Here is a 16,078-nt window from a genome sequence, read left to right as displayed (position 1 = left end):
CCTCGTCCAGTGCGCCTGGGCCGCCACCCGCAAGAAGGACAGCTATCTCCGCGCCCAGTTCCACCATCTGCGACAGCGCCGCGGACCGAAAAAAGCCATCTGCGCCGTCGCCGCCTCCATCCTCACCGCCGTCTGGCACATGCTCCAAAACGGAACCTTCTGGCACGATCTCGGACCAAATCACTTCCACCAACGCTCGCCAGAACAGCAGGCACGTCACCTCGCCGCCCAAATCATAAAGCTCGGCTTCAAGTGCTCCCTCGAACCACAAGCCGAGGGAGTTTCTGTCTAGTCTCCCGGTCCATGCGCAGCGCCTTTCTTTCGAGGTTGCTCGCGAAGGATCACGCCAACGTCAAAACCGGGCAAGCGCCGGGGATTGGCTCTTCTACGGGCAGCCGCCGGTTTTGACCGGGGAAAGGGCGGCGCGGCCGCTGGCATGACGCCGCCCGCATCACCGCCAGCGGTCGAGGAAGGCGCGCTCGGCCGGGGTGATGGGCTGGTGCACCACGCGCTCCGGGAACTCCCAGACGATGAGGCGCGGCGGGCTCTCGCGCCAGGTGGCCCCGCCGAAGAAGGCCTCGGCCGCGCCGTGGAAGCCGCCGCCCTGCTGCGCAATGGCGGTCACCGGCGCGGCCAGCGCCTGCTGCAGCGCCCCGTGGAAATTCGCGTTGGCGGAATAGGAGGAGCCGAGCAGCGCCACCTGCGGCAGCGCCTCGTCGTCCAGCAGCCCGCCGCCGCTCTCGGGCAGGGTGGTGATGGCCAGGCGCTGGCGGTCGCGGCGCGGGCGCAGCCCGTCGGGCACGATGTCGAGGCCCATCAGGCGCAGCAGATCGGCCGGGGCCTCGCTCTCCTCGGCGGCGAAGCTGGTGCGGATTCCCTCGCGCCGGTCATAGGCCAGGCCCGCGGCGCGGGCGGCGATGGCGGCGGCGGCGGCGGCGGCGCCCTCCTGGTTCCAGTGCGTGTCGGTGCGCCAATGCGCGGGGCCGCGCGCGGCGGCTGCGGCGAGCACGGGCGCGAGGTCCAGCGCCTCCACCCCCTCGGCGCGGAAGGCGGCCAGGATGGCCGCGAGCCGCCCTTGCGACTGCGCCGACCAGGGCGCGCCGCAGAGCTTGTCGGGGTAGATGCGCGCCTTGTCCGGCACCAGGGCGACGACGAGGGCGATGCCGCGCTCGGCCAGCATGCGCTGCACGCGGCCCAGCGCGGCGGCGCGCTCGGCGATGGCGGCCTCGGCGCCCGGGAAGGGGCGCAGCTCCTCGGTCAGGAAGAGCCAGCCCTCGCAGCCCACCCGCACCTGCGGGCCGCCCGAGCGGAACAGCGCCCAGCGGAACACGCCGCCCGCGGCGCGCAGCTCGGCATCCAGGGGCAGGTTGTGCGCCATGACATGGTTGATGGCGGCGGCGAAGCGCCCGGCCAGGAAGGCCTCCCAGTTCAGCGTGGGGGCGAGGCGCTGCTGCGCCGCCTCGGTCGAGAGGGCGCGCACCCCCTGCCAGACGCCGAAACCCATGATGAGGATGGTCAGCACGGCCAGAATCCGCGCCGGGGTGCGCAGCCAGGCCTGCTTCTCGGCGACGGGCTCGGGCATCGCGGCCTCCTCAGAACTGGAAATAGAGGAAGGGAACGGCCGCGCGGCTGTAGAGCAGCACGATGCCGAGCAGGAAGGCCGCCACCGGCCAGAAGGCCCAGAGCGGGCGCCAGAGCCCCGTCACCGCCTCGGGCCCGCGCAGCAGCGGCAGCCGCTCGCCCAGCAGCGGCAGATAGACGAGGGCGATGGCGAAGGCCATGAACCACCACTGGTCGGGCGTCACCTGCCAGGCCAGCGCGTCGGAGACGCCGCCCCAGTTGGCCCCGAACATGGCGAGATACATGGCGAAGGCCGCCCCGATGCTGTCGGCGCGGAAAGCCACCCAGCCGAGGATCACGACGAGGATCAGCAGCCCGTGCCCGAGCAGCCAGGGCATGGCCCGCATCCCCATCGCGTTGCGCCAGAAGCGGTGCAGAGCCAGCAGCCCGCCATGCCAGAAGCCCCAGAGGATGAAGGTCCAGTTCGCGCCGTGCCAGAAGCCGCCGATCACCATGGTCAGCAGCAGGTTCACGTAGGTCCGCACCGGCCCTTTGCGGTTGCCGCCCAGCGAGATGTAGAGGTAGTCGCGCAGGAAGCGGCTCAGCGTCATGTGCCAGCGCTGCCAGAACTCCTGGATGTTGCCGGCGAGGTAGGGGTTGGCGAAGTTCTCCGGGAAGCGGAAGGCGCACATGGTGGCCAGCCCGATGGCCATGGCCGAATAGCCCGCGAAGTCGAAGAAGAGCTGCAGCGTGTAGGCGAGCGCGCCCGTCCAGGCATCGGCGGTGGAGGGGTTCTCCAGCGCGAAGGCGGCGTCCGCCACCGGGGCCACCGTGTCGGCGATCAGCACCTTCATGGCGAAGCCGATCATGAAGCGTCGCGCGCCCAGGCCGAACTTCTCCAGGCTGTGCTGCCGGTATTTCAGGTCGTGCTCGATCTCGGAATAGCGCACGATGGGGCCGGCGATGAGCTGGCTGAACATGGCCTTGTAGGCGCCATAGGCCACGAAGTCCCGGCTGGCGGGCACCTCGCGCCGCCACACGTCGATCACGTAGGAGACGGATTGCAGCACGTAGAAGCTGAGGCCGACGGGCAGGATGATCTCGCTCCAGGCCATCGGCGTCCCGCCCCAGGCGGTCACCACCTCGTTGAAGGTCCGCACGCCGAAGTTCGCGTACTTGAAGTAGCCCAGCACGCCGAGGTTGCCGACCAGCCCGGCCAGCAGAAGCCGGTTCCGCGCGGGCGCCTCGGCCTGCTCCATGACGCGCGCGATGGTCCAGCTCCAGGCCGTGACTCCCACCAGCAGGGCCAGGAAATCCACCCGCCACCAGGCGTAGAAGCCCCAGGAGAGGAGCAGGATGGTCCAGTTGCGAAAGCGCGCCGGCGTCAGGAAATAGGCGGCGAAGAAGACCGGCAGGAAAAGGAACAGGAACTCGAAGGAGGCGAAGATCATCCGCGCGCCCCCCGGGCGGGCGCGGCGGCATGGGCGGCGCGGGGCCGATGGCGGCGGTGGGGCATCGGCGTCACGGAATCCTTGCGGTCGCGTCCCGATTCTGTGCTAGCAAAGCGGCGCGTGACCGCGCAATCTCCGGTGGATCACGTGTGGGGCCGGCTTGCGCCCGCGCCGGTTTCCCGACAGGGAGAGGGCGGGGAAGGCGCGCGCGACGGAACGGGATGGCGATGGACGTGAAGGTGACGCTGCAGATGGCCGATCAAGGGGCGCTCTCCTCCTACCTCGCGCGGCGGGCCGTCTCGCCGCAATGGCGGCCCTTCCTGCGCGCGCTGATGGGGGTGGTGCGCGAGCATCTGCCCGAGGAATCCCGGGCCCTGCTGCTGCGCGCCCTCGGCGAGGGCATGGCGCGCGAGATGCCGCTGCCGCCCTGCGAGACGCTGGCCGAGCTGGAGGCGCGCATGAACGAGGCGCTGGCGGCGGCGGAATGGGGCTATGTGGAGATCGCCTTCGACGAGGCCGCACCTGCCCTGCTGATCCGCCACGCGGCGGCGCCGCTCGTCTCCGTGGCGGGCGACCCGGAGGGCGCCTGGGTGGGCACGCTGCTCGAAGGGCTGCACCAGGCCTGGCTGGACGCGCAGCCCGGGGCCGGCGCGGGCGTGCCTGTGCGCTGCGCCCGGCGCGAGAACGCGCTGGTGGAGCTGCGCTACGCGCTGGCGGCCTGAGGGCCGCGGCGCCGCCCTCTACCCGGCGGCGAAGAGCGCCAGCACCGCGCCGGCAGCCGCCATCTGCAAGAGATTGGCGATGACCGAGAGGCGGTGCAGCCGGTGGAACACCGGCTCCGCCTCCGCACGCCCGGCCTTGGCGGCGTCCGAGGCCGCGTTGATCCGGGGCATCAGCACCTGGCGCAGCCAGAGGCCCAGCCCCGCCACCGCCGCCATGATCCCCGCCGCGGGCTTGGCCAGCGGAAAGAGCGCAACCGCCGCGGCGGCGGAACAGCCGAGCAGGTAGAGGTAGTAGGCGGGGAAGAGGTGGCGCACGAAGCGCCCCGCCATCTCGGGGGGCAGCGCCCGGAAGGCGCGTGGCGCCACCACCGCGGCGAAGAACACCATGCCGCCGAGCAGCAGGGCGAGGGCGAAGAGGGCGATCCCGGCGAGCAGCGTGTCCATCTCGCTTCCCTGCTTGGGGGCGGGGCGGGGTTTTGCCAAGGCGGGGCGGGCTCGGCCGGCGGCCATGCGGTCGTTGGAAAGCTGCCCGGCGCAGGGCTGGGGGCGCGGGGCCAGGAAAACCTTGCTTTCATAGGTGATCGCTAATATAATAGCCTCCGCAATCAAGCATGAGGTGTCTCATGAGCGGAATCGCCCTCTCCCCCCTGGAGGTCGCCGCCGCCCCGCGCAGCGAGGCCGCCCCCAGCCGCTGGAATCCCTACCTGATCGGCGCGGGCATCGGCGTGCTCTCCTGGCTCGTCTTCGTCATCGTCGCCGCGCCCATCGGCATCACCACGGCCGGCGCGCAGGTGGCGGGCGGGGTGGCCGCGCTCTTCATCGGGCCCGAGGCCGTGCAGGCCAACGCCTATTGGGCGCGCAACCCCTTCCGGCTCGACTACGGCACGCTGTTCCTGGTCGGCACCGCGCTGGGCGGCATGGTGTCGGCGCTGGCGCGCGGCGCCTTCCGCGTCGAGCATGTGCCTGCGGTCTGGTCCGAGCGTTTCGGGCCCTCCATCGGCAAGCGTTTCGCCTGGGCCTTCCTGGGCGGGGCGCTGATCATGTTCGCCTCGCGGCTGGCCAATGGCTGCACCTCGGGCAACGGCATCTCGCAGGGGCTGCAGCTCGCCGTGGTGGGCTGGGTGTTCTTCGCCGCGATGTTCGTCTCGGGCGTGGCGACCGCCTGGCTCATGTTCCGCACGCGCTGAGGGAGGACCGCACATGTTCCCCGTTTCCAAGGAAGTGGCGCTCTGGCTCGCGCCCGTCTTCGGCTTCGCCTTCGGCTGGCTGCTCGAGCGCGGCCGGGTGCTGGACTACAACGTGATCGTCAACCAGCTCCGGCTGCGGGACTTCACGGTGCTCAAGATCATGCTCACGGCCATCCTCGTCGGCGGCGTGGGCGTCTATGCGCTGGTCGAGCTGGGGTTTGCCCGCTGGCACCTCCGCGACGCGAATCTGGGCGGCGCCGGCCTCGGCGGGCTGCTGTTCGGGGTGGGCATGGCGATCTACGGCTACTGCCCGGGCACTGGGCTCGCCGCCGCGGCCACCGGGCGCACCCATGCGCTGGTGGGGATGCTGGGCATGATCGCGGGGGCCATCGCCTACGCCTTCGCCTTCGACTGGCTGCGCGGCACGGTGCTGGCGTGGTCCAACCTTGGCCGCGTGACCCTGGCCGATGTGACGGGCCTGCCGCTCTGGGCGCTCTATGCCGCGCTGGCGGTGGTGGCGGTCGGCCTCTTCGCCGCGCTGGAGCGCTGGCAGGCCCGGGTGCGGGCCTGAGCGCCCCGGCATGATCGCGCCGGGCGGGCGGGGCCCTGCCCGCCCGGCGTGACGAAGGCATTTTTTTGTGCTAAGCGCTTCGCCAGAGGCGTGTGGCGCGCCCACTGGCCCGCTCGCCCGCTCGCAGCTCCTTGTCGGCAGCTTCCGGGTCGGCGGCTTCCGGCACGGCGCGCCGCCCCGATCCCGCTTGGCAATGCAGGAGCAGAGCGCCCCATGGCCACCACATCGCGTCGCACCGCCCCCTCCGCCTCGGCGAAGGGGGGCGGCACAGCAAAGCCGACCGCGCGGAAGCCTGCCGCGAAGTCCGCGAAGGCGGCGGCGAAGCCCGTGAAGGCAGCGCCCAGGCCCGCGCCGCGCAAGCCGGCCGCGAAGGCGGCGCCGGCCTCCAAGGCGAAGGCCAAGGCCGCAGCCCCGCAGAAGAAGGTGGCCCCCAGCCCCGTGCCCAAGAGCAAGACCGCCGCCGCACAGCCCAAGGCCCCGGCGGCCAAGGCCCCCGCAGCGAAGCCGGCTACCCCGAAGGCCCAGGCCCCGGCGGCGAAGGCCCCGGCGGGCAAGGCCCCGGCGGCCAAGGCCCCGGCGGCCAAGCCTGCGGCCCCGACGCCCTCCACGCCGAAAGCCGCCGCCGCCAAGCCCGCCGCGCCCAAGCCTGCGCCGGACACTCCGGCGCCGGCCAGGCCGGCCGCCGCGCAGGCTCCGGCGGCTGCGGCCGCCCCCGCTGCCGCCGCGCCACCCAAGCCCGCGCCCGCGCCGAAGCCCGCGCCCGAGGCCGCACGCCCCGCCGCATCGGCGCGGCCGGCAGCGCCGACCCCCGCTCCCACGGCGCCCCCGCCCGCCGCGCCCCGCCCCGCCATCGTCATCGCCGCGCCGACGGACATCCCGTCGCGCCCAGCCGGGAACCCCATGTCGCCACGCCCACCTGTCGGACGCCCGAACACGCCTCCCTCCTTCGCCGTGCGCAGCCCCGGCCGCCCGGGCTTCGCCGAGGCCCAGGCCGCCGCACCCCGCCCCCCCGCCGCAAAGGTGGAGCTGAAGGCGGGCGATCACGTGGTCTATCCCACCCATGGCGTGGGCACCGTCCAGGGCATCGAGACGGTGGAGGCCGCGGGGATGAACCTGCAGATGGTCGTCGTCACCTTCGAGGAGAACCGCATGACGCTGCGCGTGCCGGTGGCGAAGATCCCCACCGCCGGGCTGCGCAAGCTGTTCACGCCCAAGGAGTTCGACGCCGCCATCGAGACGCTGAAGGGCCGCGCGCGCATCAAGCGCACCATGTGGTCCCGCCGCGCCCAGGAATACGAGGCGAAGATCAACTCCGGCGACCCCATCCAGATCGCCGAGGTGGTGCGCGACCTGCAGCGCAATGCCGGCCAGCCCGACCAGTCCTTCTCCGAGCGGCAGATCTACGAGCAGGCGCTCGATCGCCTCGCCGCCGAGTACGCGGCCATCGAGAAGATCGACAAGGCCGAGGCGGCCGAGCGCCTGGTCGCCTTCGCCAAGTCGAGCTGATGGGCGAGACCGAGGCCCGCCCCTCCATCGCGGAGGTGATCGCGGAGCTGGAGGAGGGCTTCGCCCTCTTCGACGAGTGGGAGGACCGCTACCGCTACCTCATGGAGCTGGGGCGCGAGCTCGCGCCCCTGGCGCCCGAGGAGAAGGTGGAGGCCCACCGCGTCTCCGGCTGCCAGTCCCGCGTCTGGCTGGTGGCGCGGGAGGAGGGCGGGCGGCTGCGCCTGCGCGCGGCCAGCGACGCGGCCTTCGTGCAGGGCATCCTGGCCCTGCTGCTGCGCGTGTTCGACGGGCGCACCCCGGAGGAGGTGCTCGCCACCGGCCCGGGCTTCCTGGAGCGGCTGGGGCTCGGCGAGCAGCTCTCCCTGTCGCGCCGGAACGGGGCCGCGGCGGTGGTGGCGCGCATCCAGGCCGCGGCCCGCGCGGCGGCCGAGCGCCTGCCGGGGTGACGCGGCGCGGGAAGCGCCTATCCTCGTCGCGCATCGCGCGAAGGGAGAGCCCCGCCCCATGTCCATCTGGCGCCAGCCCGGCAGCATCGAGGAGTTCCACGCCCGCAGCGCCGGCACGGTGAACGGGCTGCTCGGCATCCGCCTCACCGAGATCGGCCCGGATTTCCTGTGCGCCGAGATGCCGGTGGACGAGCGCCATGTGCAGCCCTTCGGCATCCTGCATGGCGGCGTCTCGGTGGTGCTGGCCGAGACTCTGGGCAGCGTCGCCTCGCTGATGGCCTGCGCGCCGGGCTATGGCGCGGTGGGGCTGGAGGTGAACGCGAACCACCTGCGCCCGGTGCCCAAGGGCGACACGGTGCGCGCCCTCTGCACCCCCGTGCGCATCGGGCGCAGCGTGCATGTCTGGAACATCGAGATGCGCCGCGGCGACGGCGAACTCTCCTGCGTCGCGCGCCTCACCACCTCCATCATCGAGCGGAGGGCGCAGGGATGAGCCGCCCGCGCATCGCCTTCATCGGCACCGGCGGCACCATCGCCTCGCTCGGCGAGGGGCCCTTCGACATCACCGACTATGTCCGCCACGGGCGCATGATGCAGGCCGAGGCGCTGCTGGCCTTTTGGCCCCAGGTGCAGGAGGTGGCGGAGGTGACGCCCGTGCCCTTCGCCGCCGTGCCCTCCACCGCCATCGGCCCCGCGCATTGGCTCGCGCTTCTGCGGCTGTGCGAGGAGGTGGCGGCGGCGCAGGCGCCGGATGGCATCGTGATCGGCCACGGCACCGCCTCGCTGGAGGAGACGGCCTATTTCCTCTCGCTGACCTGGAAGCACGAGACGCCCATCGTGGTGGTGGGGGCGCAGCGCCCCTCCTCGGGCCTTTCCAGCGATGCGGGCATGAACCTCGCCAACGCCTGCCGCGTGGCCGGGGATCCGGGCGCGCGCGGCCTCGGCGCGCTGGTGGTGATGAACGACGAGATCCACGCCGCGCGCGAGGTGACCAAGACCAGCACCTCCCGGCTGCAGACCTTCCGCTCGCCGGATATGGGCTGCCTCGGCCATGCCGATGCGGACGCCATCGCCTGGTATCGCCGCCCGCTGCGCGCGGTGGGGCGGCAGACGCCCTTCGACGCGGCGGGGCTGTCGCGCCTGCCGCGGGTGGACATCCTGGCCTGCTATGCCGGGGCGGACGGGGCGGCGGTGGACGCCTTCCTCGCCGCCGGGGCGGAGGGGCTGGTCAGCGCGGGTTTCGCGCCGGGCTTCGTCACGCCCGAACTGCATGAGGCGCTGGCCCGGACCGTCGCGCGCGGCGTGCCGGTCGTGGCGAGCAGCCGGGCGGGCTCGGGCCGCGTCTTCCACACCAGCCGCATGCGGGCCGCGGGCTTCCTGCACGCCGACAACCTGACGCCGCAGAAGGCCCGGGTGCTGCTGATGCTGGGCCTGACCGTGACGCGCGAGGCCGCGGCGCTGCAGGAATTCTTCACGCGCTGCTGATGCGGGCGGCAGCGCACGCCGCCCGCATCAGGCGCGCCCGGCCGCCTTGTCCGCCTCGTAGCGGGCCTTGTTCTCGGCATTGGCCGGATACAGGCCGGGCAGGGCCATGCCGGCCTCCACCTGCTTCATGATCCAGCCCTCGAGGCGCTCCTGCTCCAGCGCCTCGGCGGTCACGGCCTCAACCATGTCCTTCGGGATCAGCACGCAGCCATCGCCGTCGCACACCACCACGTCGCCGGGGAAGACGGCCACGCCGCCGCAGCCGATGGGCTCCTGCCAGCCGACGAAGGTGAGGCTCGCCACCGAGGGCGGGGCCGCGCCGCCGGCGCACCACACGGGCAGGCCGGTGCCGTTCACGCCCGTCACGTCGCGCACCGCGCCGTCCGTCACCAGCGCGGTGACGCCGCGCTTGACCAGGCGCGCGCAGAGGATGTCGCCGAAGATGCCGGCATCGGTGCGGCCCATCGCGTCCGCCACCGCGATCACGCCTTCGGGCATCGCCTCGATGGCGGCGCGGGTGCTGATGGGGTTGGACCAGGAGGCGGGCGTGGCCAGGTCCTCGCGCGCCGGCACGAAGCGCAGCGTGAAGGCCTCGCCCACCAGGCGCTTGCCCTGCGCCGCGGGCGAGAAGGGCGCCGCCCCCTTCATCCAGACGGTGCGCAGCCCCTTCTTGAGCAGCACCGTCGTCAGCGTCGCGGTGGTGATGGTCTCGAGCTGGGACTTGATCTGGGCGGAGAGCGGCATGGCGGGTGTTCCTTTCGCGGCCGCGCTTTTCGGGCCGCTCCGGTACGGCGTCAATCTCGGGCCAGCGGCCGCCTGCGGCGGGCCGTGGCCGCGTGGCGCGTCCGACAGGTGCGGCCATATCAGGCCGTCTTCTGCACCTCGAGGCCCATCTCCTCGATCATGCGCTCGCGCATCAGGTATTTCTGCACCTTGCCGGTCACCGTCATCGGGAACTCCTCCACGAAGCGGATGATGCGCGGCACCTTGTAGTGCGCGATCTGGTCCTTGCAGAAGAGCTGGATCTCCTCCGCGGTCGCGCTCTCGCCCGGCTTGAGGCGGATCCAGGCGCAGATCTCCTCGCCGTAGCGCGGATCGGGCACGCCGATCACCTGCACGTCGGCGATCTTGGGGTGGCGGTAGAGGAACTCCTCCACCTCGCGCGGATAGACGTTCTCGCCGCCGCGGATCACGAGATCCTTGATGCGGCCGACGATGTTGCAGAACCCCTCCTCGTCGATCACGGCGAGGTCTCCGGTGTGCATCCAGCCGGCGGGGTCTATCGCCTCCTTCGTGCGCGCCTCGTCGTTCCAGTAGCCCAGCATCACCGAGTAGCCGCGCGTGCAGAGCTCGCCCGGCGCGCCGCGCGGCACCACGCGGCCCTCCGCGTCCACGATCTTCACCTCGATGTGCGGCTGCACGCGGCCGACGGTGGAGACGCGCCGCTCCACGCTGTCGGTCACGCTCGACTGGAAGCTGACGGGGCTCGTCTCCGTCATGCCGTAGGCGATGGTCACCTCGCGCATGTGCATGTCGCTGATGCAGCGGCGCATCACCTCGATGGGGCAGGGCGAGCCCGCCATGATGCCGGTGCGCAGGCTGGTCAGGTCGAAGCGGGCGAAATCGGGGTGGTTGAGCTGCGCGATGAACATGGTGGGCACGCCGTAGAGCGAGGTGCAGCGCTCCTCCGCCACGGCCTGCAGCGTGGCGAGCGGGTCGAACCCCTCGCCGGGATAGACCATGGTGGCGCCATGGGTGGTGCAGCCGAGATTGCCCATCACCATGCCGAAGCAGTGGTAGAGCGGCACGGGGATGCAGATCTTGTCCTCGTGCGTGATGCGCTGCGCCTCGGCCACGAAGAAGCCGTTGTTGAGGATGTTGTGGTGGGTGAGCGTGGCACCCTTCGGCGCGCCCGTGGTGCCGGAGGTGAACTGGATGTTGATGGGGTCGTCCATCTGCAGCCGCGCCTCGACGGCGTGCAGGCGCGCGCGGGCGGCCTCGGGGGCGGGCTGCATGAGCTCGGCAAAGTTGCGGTAGCCGGGGGCGGTCTCGGGGCCGATCTGGAAGCGGTGGCGCAGCGTGGGCAGCTTCTCCGCGCCCAGGATGTCGAGCATCGCCACGTAGTCGCTGGTCTTGAAGCGCGTGGCGGTGACGATGGCCGCGCAGCCCACCTTGTTCACCGCGTATTCCAACTCGGCCAGGCGGTAGGCCGGGTTGATGTTGACCAGCACGAGGCCGGCCAGCGCCGTGGCGTATTGCGTCAGCGCCCATTCCGCGTTGTTGGGCGACCAGATGCCCACGCGCTCGCCCGGCTCGAGCCCGAGCGCGAGCAGGTTCGCCGCCACGTTCTCGGCATGGGCGAGCATCGCGGCATAGCTCCAGCGCACCCCCTGCTGGCGCACCACCAGCGCCGTGCGGTCGGGGAAGCGCGCCACCGTGTTGCGGAAATTCGCGCCGATCGTCTCGCCGAGCAGCGGCGTGGACGAGGCGCCGTGGACGTAGCTCGCGGCCATCGGGGACGGTTCCTCTCCTGTTTCCCGGCCTATAGCGAAGCGCGCCCCGGCCGGGAACCGCAACGGCGAGGGCGGGCCGCCCCGCCGGGCCCGCCCGAGGCCCGCCGCCCTGGCGGGCGAGAGGCCGGCGGGCCCGATGGGTCCGGCGAAAGCGCCGCCCGGATCAGGGCGCCATGTCGTAGGTCACCCACCAGGTGCGCGTGGCCACGCGGTCATAGGCGGCGCGGGCGCGGTGGTTGTCGTCGGCGGTGATCCAGCGCACCACCCCCGCGCCCTCAGCGCGCGCGATCCGGCGCAGCTCGGCCAGCAGCGCGTCCACCGCGCCCGTCCCGCGCGCCTCGGGCGCGACGAAGAGGTCGTCGAGGAAGATGCCCATGCCCGCCGCCAGGGGCCGGGCGAAGCGCCGCCAATGCGCAAGGCCGATGGCGCGGCCGGCCGCGTCCTCCGCCACCAGCGCCTGCACCTCATGCGCGGGGTCATGGATCCAGCCCCACACCGTCTCGCGCATCTGCGGCGTCTGCGCCACGCGGTAGAAATCGGCATAGGCGGCGTAGAGCGCCTCCCATTCCGCCCGATGCCGCGGCGCGGCGGGCAGGACCGTCACCGCGCTCACGCGAGGCCCAGCACGTCGCGCATCGAATAGAGCCCGGGCGGCCGGCCCTTCAGCCAGAGCGCGGCGCGCACCGCGCCGGTGGCGTAGGCGCGCCGGTCGAAGCTGCGATGGGTCAGCGCGATGTGCTCGGCGCCGGCGGCGAAGAGGAGCGTGTGCTCGCCCACCACCTGGCCGCCGCGCAGCGCGGCGAAGCCGATGCTGCCGGTGCGGCGGGGGCCGGTGTGGCCGTCGCGCCCGCTTTCGCGCCCCGCCTCCTCCAGGGTGGTGCCGCGCCCGCGCGCCACGGCGCGGCCGATGGCGATGGCCGTGCCGGAAGGCGCGTCCACCTTCTGGCGGTGGTGCATCTCGAGGATTTCCGCATCGTAGTGTTCGGCGGGCAGGGCGGCGGCGAGGCGCTCGGCCAGCGCGATGACGAGGTTCACCCCCGGGGCGAAGTTGGCCGCATAGACGATGGGCGCGCGCTCCGCCGCATCGGCCACCGCCGCCTCGTCCTCGGCCGAGAGGCCGGAGGTGCCGAGCACCAGGCCCCGCCCCGTCTCGGCCGCGAGCGCGGCGTGGCGCGCGGCGCTGTGGGCGTGGGTGAAGTCGATCACCACCTCGCTCGCCTCGAAGAGGGGGCGCGGATCATCGCCGCGGCGCAGCCCGCCCGCGAGGCTGGCGCCCGCCGCCTCCACCTCCTCCACCAGAAGCCGGCCCATGCGGCCGGCGATGCCCGCGATTCCGATGCTCAGCGTCATGCTCTCCCTCCCGCGCCACTACACCACGCGGCGGGCCTGCGCGGCACCCCCATGGGCGGGGCGCGACGGCCGGCATGGCCATGCGGCCCGGCCAGCGTCGCGGATCGGGGCGGGGCTACCGCCCCAGCCCGTCCCAGAACTCCTTCACCTTGGCGAAGAAGCCCTCGCTTTCCGGGCTCGACTTGCCGGATTTCTGCGCCTCGGCCTCGAAGGCTTCCAGCAGCTCGCGCTGCTTCGGCGTCAGGTTCTGCGGCGTCTCCACCACCACCTGCACGTACATGTCCCCCCGCGCGGAGGAGCGCAGCACGGAGAAGCCCTTGCCCCGCAGGCGGAAATTGTCGCCCGTCTGGGTGCCGGGGGGGATTTTCACCGCGGCGCGGCTGCCGTCCACCACCGGCACCTCCACCGAACCGCCCAGGGCGGCCTGCGTCATGCGCAAAGGCACGCGCACCAGGATGTTGGGGCCCTCGCGCTGGAAGATCGGGTGCGGGCGGATGTGCACGTCCACGTAGAGATCGCCGGCCGGCGCGCCGCGCAGCCCGGCCTCGCCCTCGCCGGCGAGGCGGATGCGCGTGCCGTCCTCCACCCCCGCGGGGATGGTGACGCTGAGCGTGCGGTCGCGCTGCACCCGGCCCGCGCCCGCGCAAATCTTGCAGGGGTTCTTGATGATCTTGCCGCTGCCGCCGCAGGTGGGGCAGGTGCGCTCGATCAGGAAGAAGCCCTGCTGGGCGCGGATCTTGCCCGTGCCGCGGCAGGCGCTGCAGGTCTGCACGCTGGCCGCCCCGCCCTCGGCGCCCGAGCCGTTGCACGCCTCGCACTGCACCGAGGAGGGGACGCGGATGGTCTTCTTCGTGCCGGAGAAGGCCTCCTCCAGCGAAATCTGGATGTCCTGCTGCAAATCCGCCCCGCGGCCGGAGGCGGCGCGCCCGCCGCCCGCCCGCCCGCCGAAGCGGCCGAACATCTCCTCGAAGATGTCCTCGAAGCTGCCGCCGAAGGGGCCGCCCCCGGGCCCGCCATTGCCGAAACCGCCCGGGCCGGCGCCGCCCTGCTCGAAGGCGGCGTGGCCGAAGCGGTCATAGGCGGCCCGCTTCTCGGGATCCTTCAGCGTGTCGTAGGCCTCGTTCACCTCCTTGAACCGCGCCTCGGCGTCCTTGTCGCCCTGGTTGCGGTCGGGGTGATACTTCATCGCGAGCTTGCGGTAGGCCTTCTTGAGGTCGTCCTCCGACGCCCCGCGGCCCACGCCGAGCACCTCGTAGTAGTCCCGCTTGGCCATGGTCTAACCCCGTCCGGGAAGAGCCCGCGCCCGGAGCCTGCGGCATCCGGGCGCGGCGAGGGAAGGCTGCGCGCGCAACCTCAGCCCTGCGGCTTCTTCTTGCTGGGGTCCACCTCCTCGAACTCGGCGTCCACCACCTTGTCCTTGGGGGCGCCGCCCTCCTCGGCCCTGGGCGCGGCCTGCTCGGCCTTGTAGAGCGCCTCGCCCAGCTTCATCGCGGCCTGGGAGAGCGTCTCGGCGGCGGCGTTGATCGCCTCCACCTTGCCGCTGTCCAGCACGCCCTTGGCCTCGGCGATGGCGGACTCCACCGCCGCCTTCTCGGCGGGAGGGGCCTTCTCGCCGTTCTCGCGCAGGGTCTTCTCGGCCGAGTGGATCAGCGCATCGAGGCTGTTGCGCGCCTCCACCGCGGCGCGGCGGGCGCGGTCGGCCTCGGCGTTCTGCTCGGCCTCGCGCACCATGCGCTCGATGTCCGCCTCCGATAGGCCGGACTTGGCCTGGATGCGGATGTTCTGCTCCTTGCCCGTCGCCTTGTCCTTCGCGCTGACGCTGACGATGCCGTTCGCGTCGATGTCGAAGGTCACCTCGATCTGCGGCACGCCGCGCGGCGCGGGCGGGATGCCCGTGAGGTCGAAGGTGCCGAGCAGCTTGTTGTCGGCCGCCATCTCCCGCTCGCCCTGATAGACCTTGATGGTCACGGCGGTCTGGTTGTCGTCGGCGGTGCTGAACACCTGCGACTTCTTGGTGGGGATGGTGGTGTTGCGCTCGATCAGCCGCGTGAACACGCCGCCCAGCGTCTCGATGCCGAGCGAGAGCGGGGTGACGTCGAGCAGCAGCACGTCCTTCACGTCGCCCTTCAGCACGCCGCCCTGGATTGCCGCGCCGATCGCCACCACCTCGTCGGGGTTGACGTTGCGCGCGGGCTCCTTGCCGAAGAAGGCCTTCACCGTCTCGATGATCTTCGGCATGCGCGTCATGCCGCCGACGAGGATGACCTCGTCCACCTCGCCCGCGCTCAGGCCCGCATCCTTCAGCGCCTGGCGGCAGGGCTCGAGCGTCTTCTGCACCAGGTCGTCCACCAGCGCCTCGAGCTTGGCGCGGGTCAGCGTCATCACCAGGTGCTTCGGCCCCGAGGCGTCGGCTGTGATGAAGGGCAGGTTGATCTCGGTCTGCTTGCTGCTGGAGAGCTCGATCTTCGCCTTCTCGCCGGCCTCCTTCAGCCGCTGCAGCGCGAGCTTGTCGCCGCGCAGGTCGATGCCGTTCTCCTTGCGGAACTCCTCCGCCAGGTAGTCGATGATGCGCTGGTCGAAGTCCTCGCCGCCGAGGAAGGTGTCGCCGTTGGTGGACTTCACCTCGAAGACGCCGTCGCCGATCTCGAGGATGGAGACGTCGAAGGTGCCGCCGCCCAGGTCATAGACCGCGATGGTGCCGGACTTCTTCTTGTCGAGCCCGTAGGCGAGGGCGGCCGCCGTCGGCTCGTTGATGATGCGCAGCACCTCGAGGCCCGCGATGGCGCCGGCCTCCTTCGTCGCCTGGCGCTGGGCGTCGTTGAAATAGGCGGGGACGGTGATGACGGCCTGCGTCACCTTCTCGCCGAGATAGGCCTCGGCCGTCTCCTTCATCTTGGTCAGCACCATCGCGCTGATCTGCTGCGGCGCGTATTTCTTGCCGTCCACCTCCACCCAGGCGTCGCCGTTGTCGGCGCGCACGATGTGGTAGGGCGCGAGGCCCTTCTCCTTCTGCACCATCGGGTCGTCGTAGCGGCGGCCGATCAGGCGCTTGACGGCGAAGAGGGTGTTGGTGGGGTTGGTGACGGCCTGGCGCTTCGCCGCCTGGCCCACCAGGCGCTCCCCGTTCTTGGCGAAGGCGACCATGGAGGGCGTGGTGCGCGCGCCCTCGCTGTTCTCCAGCACCTTGGCCTCGCCGCCCTCCATGATGGCGACGCAGGAGTTGGTGGTGCCGAGGTCGATGCCGATGACTTTGCTCATGCGAGCCTGCTCCCTTGCGGCGGCCCCGA

At 72.1% G+C, this 16,078-nt stretch carries 16 protein-coding genes and 1 pseudogene; 8 read left to right on the top strand and 9 right to left on the bottom strand.

Annotated features, from left to right (window positions below; genetic code table 11):
- Positions 1–292: pseudogene (locus tag H596_RS24055) on the top strand (IS110 family transposase); the annotation flags it as partial.
- 159 nt (positions 293–451) lie between these two features.
- Here H596_RS24055 and H596_RS19715 read toward each other — a convergent pair.
- Positions 452–1,582 carry an alginate O-acetyltransferase AlgX-related protein gene (locus H596_RS19715; protein ID WP_084602517.1) on the bottom strand — a complete coding sequence of 377 codons (1,131 nt, stop codon included), beginning with the start codon at positions 1,580–1,582 and terminating at the stop codon, positions 452–454.
- 10 nt (positions 1,583–1,592) lie between these two features.
- Positions 1,593–3,011, bottom strand: a complete 1,419-nt coding sequence (locus H596_RS0102465) for an MBOAT family O-acyltransferase (RefSeq protein ID WP_027283552.1) — start codon at positions 3,009–3,011, stop codon at positions 1,593–1,595.
- Positions 3,012–3,238: 227 nt separating this feature from the next.
- Between H596_RS0102465 and bcsD the strand changes: the two genes are divergently transcribed.
- Positions 3,239–3,733, top strand: coding sequence for a cellulose biosynthesis protein BcsD (bcsD, locus tag H596_RS19710; RefSeq protein ID WP_169579841.1), 495 nt, complete (start codon positions 3,239–3,241; stop codon positions 3,731–3,733).
- Between the two features lie 18 nt (positions 3,734–3,751).
- Here bcsD and H596_RS0102455 read toward each other — a convergent pair whose 3' ends face one another.
- The gene (locus H596_RS0102455) at positions 3,752–4,177 is read right to left on the bottom strand and encodes a DUF4149 domain-containing protein (protein WP_051212262.1); all 426 of its coding nucleotides are present in this window, start codon (positions 4,175–4,177) and stop codon (positions 3,752–3,754) included.
- A gap of 179 nt (positions 4,178–4,356) precedes the next feature.
- On the opposite strand from H596_RS0102455, the gene H596_RS0102450 reads away from it, so the two are divergent.
- The 6 genes from H596_RS0102450 to H596_RS0102420 all read left to right on the top strand — a co-directional run bounded on the left by H596_RS0102450 (position 4,357) and on the right by H596_RS0102420 (position 8,928).
- Positions 4,357–4,920 (top strand): YeeE/YedE thiosulfate transporter family protein, encoded by a 564-nt coding sequence (locus tag H596_RS0102450; protein WP_027283550.1) that lies wholly within the window; start codon positions 4,357–4,359, stop codon positions 4,918–4,920.
- A 13-nt stretch (positions 4,921–4,933) separates the two neighbouring features.
- Positions 4,934–5,491, top strand: coding sequence for a YeeE/YedE thiosulfate transporter family protein (locus H596_RS0102445; protein WP_037299577.1), 558 nt, complete (start codon positions 4,934–4,936; stop codon positions 5,489–5,491).
- A gap of 951 nt (positions 5,492–6,442) precedes the next feature.
- On the top strand, positions 6,443–6,997 hold the full coding sequence (locus tag H596_RS24500) for a CarD family transcriptional regulator (RefSeq protein ID WP_408735270.1): 555 nt from the start codon (positions 6,443–6,445) through the stop codon (positions 6,995–6,997).
- Positions 6,997–7,443, top strand: coding sequence for a SufE family protein (locus tag H596_RS0102430; protein ID WP_037299574.1), 447 nt, complete (start codon positions 6,997–6,999; stop codon positions 7,441–7,443). Before H596_RS24500 ends, H596_RS0102430 begins: the two co-directional genes overlap by 1 nt.
- Before the next feature lie 58 nt (positions 7,444–7,501).
- Positions 7,502–7,936 (top strand): PaaI family thioesterase, encoded by a 435-nt coding sequence (locus H596_RS0102425; RefSeq protein ID WP_027283546.1) that lies wholly within the window; start codon positions 7,502–7,504, stop codon positions 7,934–7,936.
- Positions 7,933–8,928, top strand: coding sequence for an asparaginase (locus H596_RS0102420; RefSeq protein ID WP_027283545.1), 996 nt, complete (start codon positions 7,933–7,935; stop codon positions 8,926–8,928). The genes H596_RS0102425 and H596_RS0102420 overlap by 4 nt, the downstream gene beginning before the upstream one ends.
- 27 nt (positions 8,929–8,955) lie before the next feature.
- Here the strand turns inward: H596_RS0102420 and H596_RS0102415 are convergent, their stop codons facing one another.
- From H596_RS0102415 to dnaK, 6 genes are all read right to left on the bottom strand, one after another.
- Positions 8,956–9,672: a ribonuclease activity regulator RraA gene (locus H596_RS0102415; RefSeq protein ID WP_027283544.1), complete on the bottom strand. Its 717-nt coding sequence runs from the start codon at positions 9,670–9,672 to the stop codon at positions 8,956–8,958.
- 119 nt (positions 9,673–9,791) lie between these two features.
- Positions 9,792–11,441, bottom strand: a complete 1,650-nt coding sequence (locus H596_RS0102410; RefSeq protein WP_027283543.1) for an AMP-binding protein — start codon at positions 11,439–11,441, stop codon at positions 9,792–9,794.
- Positions 11,442–11,604: 163 nt separating this feature from the next.
- On the bottom strand, positions 11,605–12,054 hold the full coding sequence (locus tag H596_RS0102405) for a GNAT family N-acetyltransferase (protein ID WP_051212260.1): 450 nt from the start codon (positions 12,052–12,054) through the stop codon (positions 11,605–11,607).
- The gene (gene dapB / locus H596_RS0102400) at positions 12,051–12,791 is read right to left on the bottom strand and encodes a 4-hydroxy-tetrahydrodipicolinate reductase (protein ID WP_037299571.1); all 741 of its coding nucleotides are present in this window, start codon (positions 12,789–12,791) and stop codon (positions 12,051–12,053) included. Before dapB ends, H596_RS0102405 begins: the two co-directional genes overlap by 4 nt.
- 115 nt (positions 12,792–12,906) lie before the next feature.
- Positions 12,907–14,064, bottom strand: a complete 1,158-nt coding sequence (dnaJ, locus tag H596_RS0102395; protein ID WP_027283540.1) for a molecular chaperone DnaJ — start codon at positions 14,062–14,064, stop codon at positions 12,907–12,909.
- 80 nt (positions 14,065–14,144) lie between these two features.
- Complete coding sequence (dnaK, locus tag H596_RS0102390) at positions 14,145–16,049, bottom strand: molecular chaperone DnaK (RefSeq protein ID WP_027283539.1); 1,905 nt, start codon at positions 16,047–16,049, stop codon at positions 14,145–14,147.
- Between the last annotated feature and the right edge of the window lie 29 nt (positions 16,050–16,078).

This window comes from Rubritepida flocculans DSM 14296 (assembly GCF_000425365.1).
Lineage (GTDB): Bacteria > Pseudomonadota > Alphaproteobacteria > Acetobacterales > Acetobacteraceae > Roseococcus > Roseococcus flocculans.
This window is presented reverse-complemented; position numbering and strand designations above follow the sequence as displayed.